The following is a 17,037-nucleotide window of genomic DNA, read 5'->3' on the forward strand; positions in this document are numbered from 1 at the left end:
CCCAGAGAATTCTCTGGGGCTTTTATTTTTAAAGGAAAGAAAAATGAAAAAAATTCCACTTCACTCTTTTCATGAAAAACATAATGCTAAATTTATTGAGTTTGCAGGTTTTATAATGCCTCTTTATTATACATCAATTAAAGATGAACATATGTCTGTAAGAGAGAGAGTCGGGGTTTTTGATGTATCACATATGGGAGAAATTAGAATTAAAGGAAAAAATGCTAAAAAATTTGCAGATTACATTTTAACAAATGACATATTAAACACAAATTATAAAGATGTAAAATATACTGTTATGTTGAATGAAAATGGTGGAATTGTTGATGATCTTTTTTCTTATACTTTTTCAGATGAAGAGATTCTTTTAGTTGTAAATGCTGCGAATATTGAAAAAGATTTTTATCATTTAAAAAAATATTTATGGAGTGGTCTTGAATTGATAAATGAGTCAGAAAATACAATAGAATTTGCAGTTCAAGGGCCAAAAGCAGAAGATTTTCTTCAAAATTTTACTTCATATGATTTAAAAGATATAAAATATTTTAAATTTGACTTTATTGAAATTTTTGGTGAAAAATTACTAATTTCACGAACTGGTTATACTGGAGAAGATGGATTTGAAATATATATGAATAAAGAGAGCGGAGAAAAAGCGTTAACTCAAATTTTAGAGAAAGGTAAAGATTATGATATAAGATTATGTGGTCTTGGTGCAAGAGATACTTTGAGATTTGAGGTATGTTATTGGCTTTATGGAAATGATATTGATGAAAGTATAAACCCAATTGAGTCTGGTCAAAAATTTTTAGTTAATATGAACAAAGAGAATTTTATTGGTAAAAACGCATTAGAGAAAATTTTGAAGGAGGGTATTAAAAGAAAATTTGTTGGTATTGAAGTCAATGGTGGTATTGCAAGACATTCATATAAAATTTTTGATAGAAATTTAAATGAAATCGGTTTTATAACAAGTGGTAATTTTTCTTTTGTTTTAAATAAATCACTTGCATTGGGTTATATAAATCTTCCTCATGGTGAAATAGGTGAGGAGATAATTATTTCAGATGGAAAAAGAAACCTTTATGGTAAAATAATTAAGAAACCATTTATAAAGCCGAGAGTAAAAAAGGAGGGTTAAAGATGAGTAAAGTGTTAGAAAATTTATATTACCAAGCAACAGATGAATGGTTAAAAGTAGAGGGGGATATTGGAATCGTTGGAATTACAGATTATGCTCAAGATAAACTTGGTGATATAGTATATTTAGAAGAAGCAAGTTTGGGAAGAAAAGTAAAAAAGGGAGAAGCAATTATTTCAATTGAATCAGTAAAGGCTGCAGCAGAAATTCATTCTCCTATTTCAGGAGAAATAATTGAAGTAAATAAAGAAGCAGTAAATAATCCACAAATTATAAATGAAGATCCATATGGAAAGGGGTGGTTATTTAAAATTAAAATCGAAAATATGGATGAACTTAAAGATTTAATGGATGCAAAAGGATATTCTGAGTATAGGAAAGAATAAATGAAATTTATACCTCATACTGAGAAAGATATTGAAGAGATGCTTCATGAAATTGGAATATCCTCAATTGATGAACTTTTTGAGGATATTCCAGAAGAAATAAAATTAAAAAGAGACCTTAATTTACCTCCACCTCTTAATGAATTAGAACTAAAAAATGAGATTGATGAGATTTTATCATTAAATTTAAAATTAAAAAGAATATTTCTTGGTGGAGGAGCATATTTTCATTTTATACCAGCAACTGTAAATTATGTTTTATCTCGAGGTGAATTTTATACATCTTACACTCCATATCAACCAGAACTCTCTCAAGGAATTCTTCAAGCATTATTTGAGTTTCAATCAATTCTTTCAGATTTAACTCATGCAGATGTTACAAATAGTTCAATGTATGATGGTGCAACATCCCTTGTTGAAGCAATTTTTATGGCTGAAAGAATAAAAAAGAGAGGCAAAGTTCTAGTTTCCAGAAGTTTAAATCCAGAATATAATGAAGTTTTAAAAACCTACCTTCCTCCAAGAGAAATAACCCTTGATTACATTGATTTTAATGAAAATGGTGAGGTTCCACTTGAAAAGTTAAAGGAAAAGGTAAAAGAAGGATACTCATCTTTTGTTATTCAAAGTCCAAACTATTTTGGAATTATTGAAAACTTAAAAGAAATTGGAAAAATTTTAAAAGAGAGCGACACACTTTTTATATTAACTATTACTGAGGGAATATCACTGGGCATCTTAAAGCCTCCTTTTGATTTTGGTGTTGATATTCTTGCAATGGAAGGTCAATCTTTTGGTATACCTCTATCTTTTGGTGGTCCATATCTGGGAATTTTACAGACCAAAAAAGAATACATTAGAGAAATTCCAGGAAGAATTATTGGAGAAACAAAAGATAGAAATGGAAAAAGAGCATATGTTATGACTTTAAGGGCAAGAGAACAAGATATAAAAAGAGATAAAGCAACCTCAAATATTTGTACTAATAACTCTTTAAATGCGCTTGCTGCTTTAGTTTATCTTTCAACACTTGGGCCATCTGGTTTTAAAAAGGTTGCTGAGATAAATTATAAAAAGGCACATTATCTAGCAAAAAGACTTATTGATGAAGGTTTTGAACTTAAATTCAAAAATTTGAAATTCTTTAATGAGTTTGTTTTAAAACTTAATATAGAACCTATTAGATTAAAAGAAAAACTCTCACTTGTCGGAATAGAAGGAGGGATTCCTCTAAGATATTTTGGTTTAGATGATTCATATCTTTTTACTGTGACTGAAATGAATTCAAGAGAAGATATTGAACTTCTTGTTTGTGCTTTAAAGGAGGGGTAATGAAAACCTTAAAAGAACTTTCAAAAAAAGGAAGTAATAAATTTGAGATAGAAGACGATTTAGCCTTTTTTGAAGTTGAAAAATTAAATGAAGATTATTTAAGAGAGGAGGTTGAAATACCCGATGTTTCTGAAGTTACTTTGATAAGGCACTTCATAAATCTCTCAAAATTAAATTATGGTGTTGACTTAAATTTTTACCCACTTGGTTCCTGTACAATGAAATATAATCCAAAGATAAATGAAGAAGTTGCAAAAAAGGAAGATTTCCTTTATCTTCATCCCCTTTTATCAATTGAATATGTTCAAGGTACTCTTAAGATTTTATGGGAATTACAAGAATTTTTAAAAGAAATTACTGGAATGGATGCTTTTACACTTCAACCAGCAGCAGGTGCTCATGGTGAGTATACAGGTCTTAGAATTATGTGGGAGTACTTTAAAGATAAAGGAGAGAGAAGAAAAAAGGTAATTCTTCCAGATTCTGCTCACGGAACAAATCCAGCATCTTCTTCTATGTTAGGGCTTGAAGTTGTTGAGATTGAATCGAAAGATGGAATGGTGGATCCAGAAAAATTAAAAGAAGTTGTCGACGAAAATACTTTTGCTTTAATGTTAACAAATCCAAACACTCTTGGATTTTTTGAAAAAGATATTTTAAAGATAAGTGAAATATTAAAAAGCAAGGGTGCTCTTCTTTATTATGATGGTGCAAATTTAAATGGTTTTATTGGTATCGCTCGACCAGGAGATATGGGATTTGATTGTGTACATTTAAATTTGCATAAAACTTTCTCCACTCCTCATGGTGGTGGAGGACCTGGAAGTGGTCCAGTTGGAGTTAAAGAGTTTTTGGCAAAATATTTACCATTTCCAGTTATTGAAAAGAATGAAGATGATTTCTTTTATTTTTCAAAACCTGAAAGAACTATTGGAAAGGTAAGAAGTTTCTTTGGAAATTTCACTGTTTTGTTAAAAGGCTATTTATATATTAGAGAACTTGGAAGTGAAGGATTGAAGGAAGTAGCAAAACTTTCTGTTTTAAATGCAAATTATATAAAGGAGAAACTTAAAAAATATTATCCATCACCATTTGATAGAGTTGTTAAACATGAGTGTGTTCTTTCTGGAAAAATATACAAGGAGTATGGAGTAAAGACTCTTGATATTGCTAAAAGATTAATGGATTATGGTTTTCATCCCCCAACAATTTATTTTCCTCATATTGTTGATGAAGCACTTATGATTGAACCAACCGAAACAGAAAGTAAAGAGACATTAGATGAATTTATAGAAGCAATGATTAAAATAAGTGAAGAAATAAAGACAAACCCTACTCTAGTTAAAAATGCCCCTCATACAACATACATATCAAGACCAGATGAAGTGAGGGCAGTAAAGGAACTCAAGGTTAAGTGGTAGAAGAGAGAATTAAATTTTTTTATCCAATAAAAACTTTACCTGTTTCTTTAACAGGGCCTTTTTGCTCTTTAAATTGTGCTCATTGCAACGCACATTATCTTAAAGGCATGAAAACAAAAGAAGAGTCTTTAAAATATCTTGATAGCGACGAATATACTTCATTTTTAATTTCTGGTGGTTTTGATGAAAATGGTAAATTAGATATATTTTCAAACATAGATTACATTAAAAGAGTAAAAGAGAGTGGAAAAAAGATAGTTCTTCACCCAGGTTTTATATCAAAAGAAGAAATTGACCTATTAAAAGGTTATGTGGATGTAATATCTTTTGATTTTATCTATGATGATGAAACAATAAAAGAGATTTATCATCTTGATTTTAAAAAAGAAGATTTTAGAAACCAGTACTTACTTTTAAGAAGAAATATTAAAACAGTACCACATATAATTGTTGGCCTTTATAAAGGTAAAATTAAAGGAGAGTATGAAGCGATTGATGTTCTGGCAGAATTAAAGCCAAATTTAATTATTTTTCTTGTGCTAATTCCAACAAAAGGCACAAATTTTGAAAATATTTCTATACCAGATGTTAGTGAAATAAAAGAACTATTTATTAGATCAAAAAGAAAATTAAGATTAACTAAATTTTATCTTGGTTGCATGGTTCCAAAAGGTGAAATAAAAGATGAAATTGAGATTGCTGCTTTTGAAAGTGGTTTTATAGGTTTTGTTAATCCACAAGATAAACTTAAAAATTTAATAAAAGATCCAGAAATTTATTATGAATGTGATGCCCTCTACTATTAGAGTTTCTATTGCAAGTGCTTCAATTTTAGGTTTTAAAAATTTAAAATATGATTTTGAAATAAAAACAATTTACCTTCTTGTAAAAGGAAAATGTTTAAGAGACTGTAAATATTGCACTCAAGCAAAAAGTTCAAAAGCAAATGAAAAATTTTTATCTAGAGTTATCTGGCCAGAATATGATTTAAATGAAGTGATAAACAGAATTTTAGAAAAAAAGGAATTTATTGAAAGAATTTGCCTGCAAACAGTAAATAATAGATATACAAAGGATGTAATTTTCGAAATTCTGAAAAATTTAGGAAAAGAAATAAAAATTTCAATTTCTATAAACACAAATAGCCTCTCTTTTTTAAAGGAGATATTCAATTTAAATGCTGATAGAGTTGGATTTCCTATCGATGTTGCAAATGAAAAACTATATAAGAAGTTAAGGGGAGGAGATTTTAATAAAAAATTAAAATTTATTTTAAAAGCAGGCCACTATTTTGAAAATAAAATTTCAACTCATATTATTGTTGGACTTGGAGAAAGCGATAAAGATATTTTATCACTATATAAAACTTTTATTGACAATAAAATAACAGTTGCAATTTTTTCTTTTACTCCAGTTGAAGGAACTTCATTAGAAAATAGACCTCCTCCATCTTTAGTTAGATATAGAAAAATCCAAATTGCGACAAAATTAATAGAGAATGGGTATGATAATTCTTGCTTTGAATTTGATGAAGATGGTAATATAAAAAGATTACCCGATATTTCTTTTGAATTATTTAAAAAATTAAATCCATTTACAACCAGGGGATGTCCGTATTGTACAAGACCATTTTATAATGAGAGGCCAAAGGGAGATCTATACAATTACCCATTTCAATTAAGCGAAGAAGATTTTGAGAAAGAGTTTGAATTTTTAAAGAAAAACTCTATTATATGAGTTTTAGACTAAAGATTTTAAAGTTTAAAAAATTAAACCCATATTTAAATATGGCAATTGATGAAGCAAATCTTATTTTTGGTGATAGAGATGAAATTATTTTAAGATTTTTTGGATGGATTCCAGCATCTGTTTCAATTGGGACATTTCAAAAAATTCAAGAAATAAATATTGAATATTTAAAAGAGAATAATATTCCTTTTGTTAGAAGACCAACAGGTGGAAAAGGGGTTTATCACGAACATGAATTGACATATTCGATTATTATTCCACATAAACATACACTTTTTGAACTTGACACAATTGAATCGTATAAGGAGATTTCAAAAATTTTTATCAACTCGTTAAAAGAATTTGGAATTAATGCAGAGTTAACCAAAAAAAGTGGTAATGAAAAAGGATTTTGTTTTTCATCTCAAAACTATTATGAAGTATCAGTTAATGGTAAAAAATTGATTGGTTCAGCACAAAGAAGAAAAAAAGAGGGAATCCTTCAACAGGGTTCAATACCCCTTGAAATAAATTATGAAAAAGTAAAGAAGATATTTTATTTGGATGATACAAGTAGTTTTATCTCTTTAAAAGAATTAAATAAAAATGTTGAGATTGAGAAACTACAAGAAGTTTTAATTAAAAATTTCATAAATTATTTTTCTACTCCTTATGAAATAAAAGAACACTCTAAAGATGAAATTAAAAAATGCGAGGATCTTTTAAATAATAAATATTCTTTGGATTCTTGGAATTATAAAGGTATTTATTAAAATGGAACCTCTTCACCACCTTCATCTTCTCTATATTCAATTTCCGTAAATTTAGCATAATTTTTTAAGAATTTTAATTTAAGTTTTCCAAGCGGACCATTTCTGTTTTTTGCAACAATCAACTCAACAATCGATTGCTCTTTTGAAATATCATCATCTTCTTTATTTAGAAACATAACAACATCTGCATCTTGTTCTATTGATCCACTCTCTCTTAAATCTGAAAGCAAGGGTCGTTTATTTTCTCTTTTTTCTATTGCTCTTGAAAGTTGTGAAATAACCAGAACTGGAATTTCAAGTTCTCTTGCTAATTTTTTTAAACTTCTCGTTAATTCTGATATCTCTTGAACTCTATTCTCAACTTTTGTTTTAAGATGCATGAGTTGTAAATAATCGATAACAATCATTCCTAAATTATGTTGATTTTTTAACCTTCTTGCCTTTGTTCTTATTTCAAGAATAGAAATATCAGATGAATCATCAATATAAATTGGTGCATCATAAAGTGGTCCATATGCTCTTCCAAGTTTTACCCAATCTTCATCTGATAGCATACTTATTTTTAATTTATGAAAGTTTACATTTGCAGTAGATTCTAAAATTCTTTCAACAATTTGCTCTTTTGACATTTCAAGAGAAAAAATAGCAACTGGAATTCTCTCTTTAAGAGCGATGTTAACTGATATATTAAGTGAAAGAGATGTTTTTCCAAGAGATGGTCTTGCTGCAAGAATTATAAGATCATTTTTATGAAATCCTCCAAGAATTTCATCAAGTTTTTTGAAATGTGTTGGAATTCCTGGAAGACCTTTTTTCTCTTTATAAAGAGACTCAATTCTATCAAATGATTCTTTTAATAGTTCTTTTAATGGATAAAATGGTGTTGTCATTCTTCTTTTAGCAATATTAAATAAAAGTTCTTGGCTTTTATCAAGAATGGTTCCACTGTCTTCTTCTGCTTCAAATGCTAAATTTATAATATCAATTCCTGCCTTAATTATTTCCCTTAAGACTGCTTTTTCTTCAACAATTTTTGCATAGATGTCAATATTTAATGCAGTTGGAGTTATGTTTGTAAGAGTTGCAAGGTAACTAAATCCACCAACTTCCTCAAGTTTTCCTTTCTTTTTTAGTTCTTCTGAAAGGGTAAGAAGATCAATGGGTTCATTTCTTTCAAAAAGTTCAATCATAGTTGCATAAATGATTTGATGAGAAGTTCTATAGAAGTGTTCTGGCTGTAAAAAATCAATTACCTTATAAATTGCCTCATTATCAATTAATATTGATCCTAAAGTTGCTTGTTCTGCTTCTATACTATGTGGAGGAACCCTCCCAAAGATTTCTTCGTTCATTCTTCCTGCACAAAGAGTTTTAATGTTGCAACAATATTTTTATATAATTTAACTTTTATCTCATAATATCCAATATTTTTAATAGGTTCTTCAATTTCAATTTTCTTTTTATCAATTGAAACACCAATTTTCTTTTTAATTAATTCTGAAATTTCATCACTTGTAATTGAACCATATAGTTTTCCCTTGATTCCTGCTCTTCTTTTTATGTTGAAAACCTCTTTTTCAATTTTTTCTTTTATTGTCTTTGCCCTCTCTTCCTCTTTCGTCTCTTTATTTTCCTTTATTTTCATTTTATTAATATAATCTTTCTCTTCTCCCTCACTCAGTTTTTTTGCAAGACCAAATTTCTCAAGATAATTTGAATAAAAACCAAAGGAGACATCTAAGATGTCTCCTTTTTTTCCTAGATTTTGGATATCTTTTAAAAGTAGAACTTTAACTTTTTTCATTCATTAATAAACAACATATGGAAGAAGAGCCATTTCTCTTGCTCTTTTTATTGCCCTTGCAAGTTGTCTTTGATGTTTAGCACATGTTCCAGTATTTCTTCTTGGTAAAATTTTTCCTCTTGGAGTCATAAATTTTCTTAAGAGTTCATAATCTTTATAATCAATTTCTTTGATTCTATTTTTACAAAAATAACAAACCTTTTTACCAGGTTTAAATCTTCTTATTCCTTCTTTTGCCATAAAAACTTACCTCCTAATATTAATCAATTGGTATCTCTTCATCAACCTCAATTTCACTCTCTTCACTAACTTCCTCACTTTCAGGTTTCTTTGATAAAAATTTAATATTATCAGCAATTACTTCTATTGCTTGCTTTCTAATTCCATCTGCTGTTTCATAATCTCTTATTCTCAATTTTCCCTCAACAAGAACTAAAGACCCTTTTCTTAAATATTCACTTACATTTTTTGCAAGGTTTCCTTTTGATCCCCAACAAATTACATTTATAAATAGTGTTTCTTCTTGCATTTCTCCATTTTTATCTTTATATTTTCTTCCAGAAGCTAATCTAAAAGTTGAAACCATTGTTCCAGAAGGAGTATACTTTGTTTCAGGATCCTTTGTTAATCTTCCAACAAGAATTATTCTATTATACATTCACCTTCTCCTCTTGCCTTATAATCATAAAACGTAGAATGTTTGTGTTAAGTTTCAATGTTTGTTTAAACTCCTTTAACTCATTTTGAGGGATTCGGAAATAATAAATTGTATAGACTCCCTCAGTTAATTTTTCAATTGGATATGCAAATTTTTTTCTTCCCCAAGGAATAGTGTTTAAAAATTCACCGCCTTTATTTAATACATAACTTTTAACTTTTTCCTCCTCATTTTTTAAATCTTCATCACTAAGATTTGGTTTGTAAATCACCATCATCTCGTACTTTCTCATCATTACCTCCTTTGGCGTTACCGCTTTGCTCTTCTTGAGGCAAAGCAGGAGTTTCTTTCATCTCTTCTTTTGTTTCTTCTTTTTTCTCTTTTTCTACTCTTTCTACTTTACCAGAAACTTTTCTCTCTTTCAAGTAAGATAAAATTTTATAGATTGGATAAGATGTAAGTGTTGTTATTGATACAATAAAGATTAAATAGATTAAAAATGGAGGAAGAAGAGGAATAGGGTTTTCAAACATAGAAAAAAGATCGCCCTTAAATTCAAAGAAAAAAAGATTAAAAAATGTGTAGGATGCTCCAAAGAAAACTCCTGATGTTACTGCTAAACTTACATTAATAGAAATTAAACCAAGAATGAATGAGGCAAGTGGAAGAATATAAATTGAGTATGAAAAATAATAGTAATTTAAGAAAAAACCCAAAAATAAAGAAATAAGAAGTATTAAAGAGATAAAAGGATTTTCAATTTTTTGAGTTTTCTTCTCTTTTACAATTGAAAAAAGAAAAGATATAATTGAAAAAATAAGTGGTGTAAGTAGAATATTTAAATTTTCATAATTTAATGGAGGAGCAATTTTTTCTTTTAATAAAATTTTAGGAACTTCATTAACATAAATTTCTGTTATCTCAGTAAGATATTTTGAAAAAAGTGAAAAAATTCCTATTACTAATCCAAAAATAGGGTTTTTAACATAAAAACTTAAAATAACAAGAATCAAAATATAAGATAAAAAAATAAGAGGTAAAAGAGATGTAAATGAAGGAAGATAAAAATATTTATCAATTGAATTTTTTAACAAAGAGAAAATTATACCAAAAATTATTGATAAAGTTATACCATTAATTAATCTTTTCATAATTTTACTCCAAATTTTTTTAAAATTTTACTTATTAATTTAATCTCCTTTTTATCTCCCAAAGAAGCAGAGTAAGAGAGGTATATTGCAAAAATAATTATAAAAAATCCTACAAAGATATATACAAATTTCCAAAGATAAAAAAATATTTGATTTAAAAGATAAAAAGATGAAGATATAGAATAGAGATATTTAAAAAGAAAAGAAAAAATGATCCAAAGAGGAAGAGTAATTAACCAGTAACCAATTGATTGTTTTGCATGGAATCTTAAAAATTCATCTCTATCCATTTCAGAAACAATAATAAAAATTCCAATTATTCCTAATGTTAAATATGAAAGAGATGCTAAAAAATATTCAGTCTCTTTTTCGAATCCACTATTTATACCCAAGGAACTTTAACGCCTCCTCACTCTTTCTCCAGTTTTTATATATTTTTACCCATAGTTCTAAATAAACCGGTTTTCCTAAAAATTTTTCAATATCTAATCTCGCCTCAGTTCCAATTTTTTTAATTAAATTTCCCTTAAAACCAATTACAATTTTTCTTTGACTCTCCTTTTCAACATAGATGGTTGCTCTAATATAAACTTTTCCATTTTCTCTCTCTTTAAACTCTTCAACTACAACAGTTGATGAATGTGGAACCTCTTCCTCAAGATTAAACATGAGTTTCTCTTGAATTATCTCTTTAACAATATCAATTTCCATTGAATCAGTCAATATTTCTGGATCATAAAGATACTCTCCTTCTGGAAGTAAGTTAAAAATTTCATCAAGAAGTATATTAACATTTTCACCTGTTAAAGAAGAAATTGGTATTATTTTATCCATTTTATCAAAAGGTAAAAATTTTTCGAGTGTTTTTTCAACTTTATTTCTAAAAAGGTCAAGTTTATTAACAATAAGAAATTTTGGTTTTGAGTAATTTTTTATTCTATCATAAACAAGAGTATCTTCTTCGTCAAGTTCTTTTGAACCATCAACAATCCAAAGAATAATATCTCCATCATTTAAATTTTTAAGTGCTTCATTTAACATATATCTTCCAAGTTCGTGAATTGGATTATGAATTCCTGGAGAATCAATAAAAACAATTTGCCCTCTTTCTTCTGTATAAATTCCTTTAAGTCTTTTTCTTGTTGTTTGAGGTTTAGGTGACATTGGAGCAAGTTTTGTTCCTAATATAGTATTAAGCAAAGTTGATTTACCTGTATTCGGTTTTCCTGACAAAACAACTATTCCACTTTTCATAATTAAAATATAACACATTTGTAACAAATTATAAAAATCAATGTATATTAAATAGTGTGGAAATATCAGATAAAGAAATTATTGAAAAGGTTAAAAGAGGAGAAAAAGAGATGTTTACATTACTTATTGATAGATATTCTGATAAAATTTATTCATATTTTTTAAAACTTATACAAGATAGAGATGAAGCAATGAGTTTAACACAGGAGACTTTTTATAAAGTTTTTAGAGGAATAAAAAATTTTGATTTAAGTAAAGATTTTTTTCCATACTTAATTAAAATTGCAAGAAATGAAGGTATTAATTATTTAAATAAATATAAAAAAGTAGAAAAAATAGATTATAACGATGCATTAAGTTATGAAAAAAAAGAGAGTTTTGATATTAAGATTATTTTAGATGAAGCATTAAAAAAAATTCCAAAAGAAGATAGAGAAATAATTCTTCTTTTTTATATGGAAGGGTTAAGTTATGAAGAGATTGCAGAAGTTTTAAATATCTCTATTGATAATGTTAAAGTAAAGCTTCATAGATCAAAGGAGAAGTTAAGAAGGTTTTTAGAGGGAAAAGATGAGTTTTGATGAGTTTGAAGAGATTTTAAAAAATTTATCAAGCGTGGATCTCCTCTCAAAAGAAGAGAAAGAGAGAATTTTTAAGTATATTTTAAAAAAGGAGAGGAACAAAAATATAATTCTTATTTCTCTAATGTTAGTTATATCTTTTCTACTTATTTTATTAATACCATCAAAATTAAATGTTTTTGATCCAGTTTATATTTTATCTGAAAATGAAAGTATAAAAAATCTCGAACTAAATTTTGAACTTTATCTTTCAAATCCAATCTTTTTACTTCAGATATTCTATACACTTTTAATTATTTTCACTTTAACAATTATTTTTGTTTTTATTAAAATTAAATTTTTCTTTAGAGGAGGAAATGGTGAATAAAAAAATATTTTTACTTTTTATTTTAATAATTTTATTTCTTCCAGGAACCATTTTAGCACAAGGAATCATTAAAGGAAAAGGTGATATTGTTATAAAACCAAATGAAGAGATAAGAGGAGATATTAGATTAGGTGAAGGAAATGTAACTGTTTATGGAAGAGTTTTAGGAAATATCATTGTTTTAAAAGGAAATATTAATTTAAAAAGTAAATCTTTTATAAAAGGAGATGTAATAACTTATAATGGAAGAATAGAAATTGAAGAGGGCGCTATAATACTTGGAAGAAAAATTGAGTTTATTACAGAGAGAGATATAGAGGTAAATTTACCCCAAATTTTACTTTCTGGTCAAGGATTTTTGTTAAAGATTATTATTGCACTATTCATATTTATAATCACTTTTTTGTTTAATGCAATTTTTAAAAATTTTGTTATAGAGAGAGATTCTTTTCTTAAAAAGAACTTTCTATTGATATTGTTTATAGGAATTCTTTTATTTACAATTTTTGTTTATAACATTCCAAAAGAAGCCCTTATTCTTTTTGGTAAAATTTTATATCTACTCTATATTTTATCAATGATCTTTTTTATTTTAACTGGAATTCCATCTGTAGTTAACTATATAGGAGAAAATTTTATTAAAATTTTTAAAATATCTATTGAAGACAATTTAGTTAAAGATTTAGTTTTAAGTTTAATTGGAACATCTATTGTTTTGATTTTAATTATAATTCCTATTTTAGGAAATATATTTTTAGGTATTATCTCTTCTCTCTCTTTTGGTTTAACATTTACTTACTCTTTTTATAAAATTTTTAAATCTCAATAATTTTTGGAAGGTTTGTTAGATTAATTAATTCTTTCTCTTTAATGACAATAATATCTTCTATTCTTATTCCAAACTTATTTTCAATATAAATTCCTGGTTCAATTGTTACAACCATATTTTCTTTAAGAATTGTCTCATCTCTTGGATTTAGAGCAGGTTTTTCATGAATTTCTAAACCAACTCCATGTCCTAAACCATGACCAAAATATTCTCCAAAACCCATATTTTTTATATAATCCCTACTTATCTTATCTACATCTTTAGATTTCATTTCACTTTTTGCATTCTCTATTCCTAATCTTTGAGCATCATAAACAACTTGAAATGCTCTCATAAACTCATCACTTTGTTTTCCAAAGAAAACTGTTCTTGTACAATCAGAATGATAACCTTCAAAGATTGTTCCAAAATCAAAAATTATTGCTTCCCCATTTTTAAGTTTCCTATTTGATGGTTTTCCATGGGGAAGGGCTCCTCTTTCTCCAAAAAGAATAATTGTGTCAAAACCGTTTTTCTCTCCACCAAAAATTTTCATTTGATAGTCAAGTTCAATTTGAAGATCTCTTTCACTGACCCCTTCTTTAACAAGTTCTAATGTCTTCAAAAAAGCCTTTTCAGCAATCTCCTCTGCTTTTTTTATCTTTTCAATCTCATCTTCTCTTTTCACAATTCTTAAATTTTCAATAATATCTTTAAAAACAAATACATTCTCTTTTCCAAACTTTTTTGATATTAATTCATAAAAACTATAAATCACTTTATCTTCAAGACCAATTTTTTCAATTTTAAATTCATTTGCTAAAAATTCCTCAATTGGTGGTTTATACTCAATTACTTTAACATTTTTATAAACTTCTTCATTTGCCTGAATAGTAAATCTTGAATCCACTATTAGATTTGATGAGTTTGAATCAATAAGTAAAAAACCTTCCTCGCCACTAAAATTTGTAAGGTATCTTATATTTTCAATTTTAGTTACCAAAAAATGAGTTACTTCATTAGGTATTTTAAATTTCATGGCAAAAATGGATTCTCTTTTCCAATTTCCTCTGGTTTAGTTTCAAGAGAAGGAATTGTAAGGCTCCTTTTTTCTATTTCATCTTTAACTTGACCTATGTCTAAATTTTTCAAAACTTGATTGAGTATATTTCCTTGTGTTTCAGTTGGAATTGGTTGTGATGGTGGCTTTAAATAAAGAAAATAGAAAAGGAAAGCAGCAATTATAATTAAAATTATAAATAAAACTAAAAGAAGTCTTTCTCTTTTTTTCTGTTCCTCTGTCTTTTTTGGTGTAATTTTTCTTGTTTTATTTACTTCCTTCTCCTTTTTAGCCATTTATGGCTCCTTAGCACTCATAAAATAAATTTCAAAGTTATAAGTTTGTAAATTTTCAGTTTCTTTAGTCATCATTCTTGGTAAAGTTACTGAAATTTTTCTTATAACTGATATCCTTGGAAAATTTTCTAATCTATTAAGTAATTTCATAAATTTTTCAAATGTTGTAGTAACTGAAAATGTAACTTTCATTTCATAGTGATCTTCTCTTGTCATTAATCTTGCGCTTTGAATTGAACCTGCTTGAGTTTGCGCTCCCCCAATAAAATTTAAATTGTTGAATTTAATATCCTCTTCTTTTTCAACTTGTTGAAGTTGTGCTAAAAGACGAGGTAGGTCTTCTCCAACTGGCAAAACACTTCTTAAAATTTCAAGGTCTTTATTATTTTCTTCAATTAATTCTCTTATTTTTACTTCATTTTTCTTTATATTTGTAAGTTCATCAAGTTTAGCATTTGCTTCTGTAATTTTTAGATTAAGTTCATTAACTTTTTTAATTTGGGGTTTAAGTATATAAATATAATAAAAAACTCCAATAAGAACAAGAAGTGTTATAAGTAATAAATATTTCTGTCCTATACTTTTCATTTTCCTCCTCCAATTTGAAGAATACCAATTAGAGTAAATGTAATTTTTGATTCACCAGTTTGAGCCACCTCTTGTCTCGAAAAATTAGTGAGATAAACATTTAAAATTGTTTTTGAATTTTTAAGATAATCGAGTAGTCTTCCAAGATTATAAAAATCAGATGTTTCTCCAACAATTCTAACAACTTTTGTATCTAAATCAACATCTAAATTTGTAATATATGCATATTTTGGAAATTCAGATGAAAGTGATTTAAAGAAATCAGAGAATTTTGGTTGGTTTTTTGTTAATTTTAAAATTGTATTAATATAATAATTTACAAGTGAATCTGATTTTATTTTCTCATTTTTAAGAGTTTCCATATCTTTGAGTTTGTTTATATTTGCTTGAATTATTGTTAAAGTTTTATCTAAAAAGTTAATTCTTGTGTTATAAAAGAAATAAACTAAACCTAAAATAATTACAAAGAAAACAAAAATTATTATTAAATTTGTATCTTCTGTTTTTCTTTTCTTTTTTACTACTGGTAGAAGATTTATTTTAATATTCATTTTTTCTTTCCCCCTGTTTTTGTTTTACTTTTTTCAATTTTTTCAAATGCTTCTCTCATGGCGAGCCCAACTGCTATAGTGAAGAATGGAGACATCTCTCTTAAATACTCTTCAGTAAAAAGTTTTGGATTAAAAACAACACCCTTAAGGAGCAAATCATCAAGAATAACCTCAACCTTAAGATATGATTTCATAAAATCAACAAGTCCTTTTAACCTTGAAGTACCACCACCTAAAATTATTAAGAAATTTTTACCTGAAAAATTTGGTAAACCTTGATAATAAATAATTGATCTTCTAACTTCAAGAGCAAATTCTTCAATTAAAGGAATAATTATTTCAGTTAATCTATAAGTTTCAGAATCTTTTTGGTATTTTTCCATTCTTAAATCACATGCGGTTACAAGATATGTTTCTGCATCTTTTTCACTAACTTTTAAACCATCTTGAATTACTCTAATTAAATTTCTTCCCCCAAATGGGATTGTTCTTGTAAATCTTAATATTCCATCTTCAATTATGTTTATGTTTGTGAATGTATGACCTGAATTTATTAAAATTATAATATTGTTTGTATATTTTTCTTTATAAGTATAATCAAGTAATCTCAATTCAGCAAATGATTCGATTTCAATTGCAACTGGTTCAAGTTTTGCAAGTTTAATTGCAGATACAATACTGTTTATAATATCCAAACTTGCTGCTGCTGCAATTACAGAAAGTTTTTCTCCATGAGATTCTGGAAGGGTTCCAAGAATTTGATAATCAAAACTTGCCTCTTCTATTTTAAATGGAATTAATTTTTGAACCTCCCACTTAATAACCTCATCAAGTTCTTTTTCTGGAAGTTTATCAACAGTTAAAGTTCTAACAGTAACAAGTTGACCTGAAACAGAGGTTACAACTCTTTTACCAATAAAAGAGTACATTCTTAAAAGAGTTCTAATTGCTTCTGCTATTTCATCAGGATTTACAATTTTTGCATTTTCAATTGCGCCTTTTGGCGTCGGTAAGAGACCAATATTTACAAGATTTAAACCTTTAGTTGTTTCCTTTAACTGGGCTATTTTAAGATACCCTGAGCCCAGATCTAATCCAATTAATGGTGTTTTTCCTCCAAATAAATTAGCCATTTGTT

23 protein-coding genes are annotated in these 17,037 nt (G+C 27.3%); 10 read left to right on the forward strand and 13 right to left on the reverse strand.

The genetic code is table 11. The features are described 5' to 3' along the window. Positions 1-43 precede the first annotated feature (43 nt). Genes gcvT through QMD25_02925 form a run of 7 tightly spaced genes read left to right on the forward strand, consistent with a single transcriptional unit; the run spans position 44 to position 6,781 of the window. Positions 44-1,141 (forward strand): glycine cleavage system aminomethyltransferase GcvT, encoded by a 1,098-nt coding sequence (gene gcvT, locus QMD25_02895; GenBank protein ID MDI6860949.1) that lies wholly within the window; start codon positions 44-46, stop codon positions 1,139-1,141. 2 nt (positions 1,142-1,143) lie between these two features. Next, positions 1,144-1,527 carry a glycine cleavage system protein GcvH gene (gene gcvH, locus QMD25_02900; GenBank protein MDI6860950.1) on the forward strand — a complete coding sequence of 128 codons (384 nt, stop codon included), beginning with the start codon at positions 1,144-1,146 and terminating at the stop codon, positions 1,525-1,527. Next, on the forward strand, positions 1,528-2,859 hold the full coding sequence (gene gcvPA, locus QMD25_02905) for an aminomethyl-transferring glycine dehydrogenase subunit GcvPA (protein ID MDI6860951.1): 1,332 nt from the start codon (positions 1,528-1,530) through the stop codon (positions 2,857-2,859). Further along, the gene (gene gcvPB, locus QMD25_02910; protein MDI6860952.1) at positions 2,859-4,280 is read left to right on the forward strand and encodes an aminomethyl-transferring glycine dehydrogenase subunit GcvPB; all 1,422 of its coding nucleotides are present in this window, start codon (positions 2,859-2,861) and stop codon (positions 4,278-4,280) included. The genes gcvPA and gcvPB overlap by 1 nt, the downstream gene beginning before the upstream one ends. After that, complete coding sequence (locus QMD25_02915; GenBank protein ID MDI6860953.1) at positions 4,274-5,086, forward strand: radical SAM protein; 813 nt, start codon at positions 4,274-4,276, stop codon at positions 5,084-5,086. The genes gcvPB and QMD25_02915 overlap by 7 nt, the downstream gene beginning before the upstream one ends. Continuing rightward, positions 5,061-6,017: a radical SAM protein gene (locus tag QMD25_02920; GenBank protein ID MDI6860954.1), complete on the forward strand. Its 957-nt coding sequence runs from the start codon at positions 5,061-5,063 to the stop codon at positions 6,015-6,017. Before QMD25_02915 ends, QMD25_02920 begins: the two co-directional genes overlap by 26 nt. Next, positions 6,014-6,781, forward strand: coding sequence for a biotin/lipoate A/B protein ligase family protein (locus tag QMD25_02925; GenBank protein ID MDI6860955.1), 768 nt, complete (start codon positions 6,014-6,016; stop codon positions 6,779-6,781). Before QMD25_02920 ends, QMD25_02925 begins: the two co-directional genes overlap by 4 nt. Here the strand turns inward: QMD25_02925 and dnaB are convergent. From dnaB to era, 8 genes are read right to left on the reverse strand one after another with little or no spacing between them, the layout of a single operon-like run. Next, the gene (gene dnaB, locus QMD25_02930) at positions 6,778-8,133 is read right to left on the reverse strand and encodes a replicative DNA helicase (GenBank protein ID MDI6860956.1); all 1,356 of its coding nucleotides are present in this window, start codon (positions 8,131-8,133) and stop codon (positions 6,778-6,780) included. The two genes, QMD25_02925 and dnaB, sit on opposite strands and share 4 nt — an antisense overlap. Then, the gene (gene rplI, locus QMD25_02935; GenBank protein ID MDI6860957.1) at positions 8,130-8,585 is read right to left on the reverse strand and encodes a 50S ribosomal protein L9; all 456 of its coding nucleotides are present in this window, start codon (positions 8,583-8,585) and stop codon (positions 8,130-8,132) included. Before rplI ends, dnaB begins: the two co-directional genes overlap by 4 nt. Before the next feature lie 3 nt (positions 8,586-8,588). Beyond that, positions 8,589-8,825 carry a 30S ribosomal protein S18 gene (gene rpsR, locus QMD25_02940; GenBank protein ID MDI6860958.1) on the reverse strand — a complete coding sequence of 79 codons (237 nt, stop codon included), beginning with the start codon at positions 8,823-8,825 and terminating at the stop codon, positions 8,589-8,591. A 19-nt stretch (positions 8,826-8,844) separates the two neighbouring features. Next, complete coding sequence (gene ssb / locus QMD25_02945; GenBank protein ID MDI6860959.1) at positions 8,845-9,243, reverse strand: single-stranded DNA-binding protein; 399 nt, start codon at positions 9,241-9,243, stop codon at positions 8,845-8,847. After that, entirely contained in the window at positions 9,236-9,535 is a 300-nt protein-coding gene (rpsF, locus tag QMD25_02950) for a 30S ribosomal protein S6 (GenBank protein MDI6860960.1), read from the reverse strand. The genes ssb and rpsF overlap by 8 nt, the downstream gene beginning before the upstream one ends. Continuing rightward, entirely contained in the window at positions 9,492-10,394 is a 903-nt protein-coding gene (locus QMD25_02955) for a hypothetical protein (GenBank protein MDI6860961.1), read from the reverse strand. Before QMD25_02955 ends, rpsF begins: the two co-directional genes overlap by 44 nt. Next, positions 10,391-10,786, reverse strand: a complete 396-nt coding sequence (locus QMD25_02960) for a hypothetical protein (protein ID MDI6860962.1) — start codon at positions 10,784-10,786, stop codon at positions 10,391-10,393. The genes QMD25_02955 and QMD25_02960 overlap by 4 nt, the downstream gene beginning before the upstream one ends. Further along, positions 10,773-11,648, reverse strand: coding sequence for a GTPase Era (gene era, locus QMD25_02965; protein MDI6860963.1), 876 nt, complete (start codon positions 11,646-11,648; stop codon positions 10,773-10,775). The genes QMD25_02960 and era overlap by 14 nt, the downstream gene beginning before the upstream one ends. Positions 11,649-11,704: 56 nt before the next feature. Between era and QMD25_02970 the strand changes: the two genes are divergently transcribed. The 3 genes from QMD25_02970 to QMD25_02980 are packed head-to-tail and all read left to right on the forward strand — an operon-like array spanning position 11,705 to position 13,425. Next, entirely contained in the window at positions 11,705-12,229 is a 525-nt protein-coding gene (locus QMD25_02970; GenBank protein ID MDI6860964.1) for an RNA polymerase sigma factor, read from the forward strand. Continuing rightward, the gene (locus QMD25_02975; protein ID MDI6860965.1) at positions 12,219-12,596 is read left to right on the forward strand and encodes a hypothetical protein; all 378 of its coding nucleotides are present in this window, start codon (positions 12,219-12,221) and stop codon (positions 12,594-12,596) included. Before QMD25_02970 ends, QMD25_02975 begins: the two co-directional genes overlap by 11 nt. Continuing rightward, positions 12,589-13,425: a polymer-forming cytoskeletal protein gene (locus QMD25_02980; protein MDI6860966.1), complete on the forward strand. Its 837-nt coding sequence runs from the start codon at positions 12,589-12,591 to the stop codon at positions 13,423-13,425. Before QMD25_02975 ends, QMD25_02980 begins: the two co-directional genes overlap by 8 nt. Here QMD25_02980 and QMD25_02985 read toward each other — a convergent pair. Genes QMD25_02985 through pilM form a run of 5 tightly spaced genes read right to left on the reverse strand, consistent with a single transcriptional unit; the run spans position 13,412 to position 17,032 of the window. Continuing rightward, positions 13,412-14,443: an aminopeptidase P family protein gene (locus QMD25_02985; protein MDI6860967.1), complete on the reverse strand. Its 1,032-nt coding sequence runs from the start codon at positions 14,441-14,443 to the stop codon at positions 13,412-13,414. The two genes, QMD25_02980 and QMD25_02985, sit on opposite strands and share 14 nt — an antisense overlap. Further along, positions 14,440-14,760 (reverse strand): hypothetical protein, encoded by a 321-nt coding sequence (locus tag QMD25_02990; GenBank protein ID MDI6860968.1) that lies wholly within the window; start codon positions 14,758-14,760, stop codon positions 14,440-14,442. The genes QMD25_02985 and QMD25_02990 overlap by 4 nt, the downstream gene beginning before the upstream one ends. Further along, positions 14,761-15,348, reverse strand: a complete 588-nt coding sequence (locus QMD25_02995; protein MDI6860969.1) for a hypothetical protein — start codon at positions 15,346-15,348, stop codon at positions 14,761-14,763. After that, positions 15,345-15,899: a PilN domain-containing protein gene (locus tag QMD25_03000; protein MDI6860970.1), complete on the reverse strand. Its 555-nt coding sequence runs from the start codon at positions 15,897-15,899 to the stop codon at positions 15,345-15,347. Before QMD25_03000 ends, QMD25_02995 begins: the two co-directional genes overlap by 4 nt. Continuing rightward, on the reverse strand, positions 15,896-17,032 hold the full coding sequence (gene pilM / locus QMD25_03005; protein MDI6860971.1) for a type IV pilus assembly protein PilM: 1,137 nt from the start codon (positions 17,030-17,032) through the stop codon (positions 15,896-15,898). The genes QMD25_03000 and pilM overlap by 4 nt, the downstream gene beginning before the upstream one ends. Positions 17,033-17,037 lie beyond the last annotated feature (5 nt).

This window comes from Caldisericia bacterium (assembly GCA_030018355.1).
In the GTDB taxonomy this organism is placed as follows: Bacteria; Caldisericota; Caldisericia; order B22-G15; family B22-G15; genus JAAYUH01.

Coding starts and splice junctions, on each gene's coding strand:
- gcvT (MDI6860949.1), top strand. CDS start 44: ATGAAAAAAATTCCACTTCACTCTTTTCATGAAAAACATAATGCTAAA.
- gcvH (MDI6860950.1), top strand. CDS start 1,144: ATGAGTAAAGTGTTAGAAAATTTATATTACCAAGCAACAGATGAATGG.
- gcvPA (MDI6860951.1), top strand. CDS start 1,528: ATGAAATTTATACCTCATACTGAGAAAGATATTGAAGAGATGCTTCAT.
- gcvPB (MDI6860952.1), top strand. CDS start 2,859: ATGAAAACCTTAAAAGAACTTTCAAAAAAAGGAAGTAATAAATTTGAG.
- QMD25_02920 (MDI6860954.1), top strand. CDS start 5,061: ATGAATGTGATGCCCTCTACTATTAGAGTTTCTATTGCAAGTGCTTCA.
- QMD25_02925 (MDI6860955.1), top strand. CDS start 6,014: ATGAGTTTTAGACTAAAGATTTTAAAGTTTAAAAAATTAAACCCATAT.
- dnaB (MDI6860956.1), bottom strand. CDS start 8,133: ATGAACGAAGAAATCTTTGGGAGGGTTCCTCCACATAGTATAGAAGCA.
- rplI (MDI6860957.1), bottom strand. CDS start 8,585: ATGAAAAAAGTTAAAGTTCTACTTTTAAAAGATATCCAAAATCTAGGA.
- rpsR (MDI6860958.1), bottom strand. CDS start 8,825: ATGGCAAAAGAAGGAATAAGAAGATTTAAACCTGGTAAAAAGGTTTGT.
- ssb (MDI6860959.1), bottom strand. CDS start 9,243: ATGTATAATAGAATAATTCTTGTTGGAAGATTAACAAAGGATCCTGAA.
- rpsF (MDI6860960.1), bottom strand. CDS start 9,535: ATGAGAAAGTACGAGATGATGGTGATTTACAAACCAAATCTTAGTGAT.
- QMD25_02955 (MDI6860961.1), bottom strand. CDS start 10,394: ATGAAAAGATTAATTAATGGTATAACTTTATCAATAATTTTTGGTATA.
- era (MDI6860963.1), bottom strand. CDS start 11,648: ATGAAAAGTGGAATAGTTGTTTTGTCAGGAAAACCGAATACAGGTAAA.
- QMD25_02975 (MDI6860965.1), top strand. CDS start 12,219: ATGAGTTTTGATGAGTTTGAAGAGATTTTAAAAAATTTATCAAGCGTG.
- QMD25_02985 (MDI6860967.1), bottom strand. CDS start 14,443: ATGAAATTTAAAATACCTAATGAAGTAACTCATTTTTTGGTAACTAAA.
- QMD25_02990 (MDI6860968.1), bottom strand. CDS start 14,760: ATGGCTAAAAAGGAGAAGGAAGTAAATAAAACAAGAAAAATTACACCA.
- QMD25_02995 (MDI6860969.1), bottom strand. CDS start 15,348: ATGAAAAGTATAGGACAGAAATATTTATTACTTATAACACTTCTTGTT.
- QMD25_03000 (MDI6860970.1), bottom strand. CDS start 15,899: ATGAATATTAAAATAAATCTTCTACCAGTAGTAAAAAAGAAAAGAAAA.
- pilM (MDI6860971.1), bottom strand. CDS start 17,032: ATGGCTAATTTATTTGGAGGAAAAACACCATTAATTGGATTAGATCTG.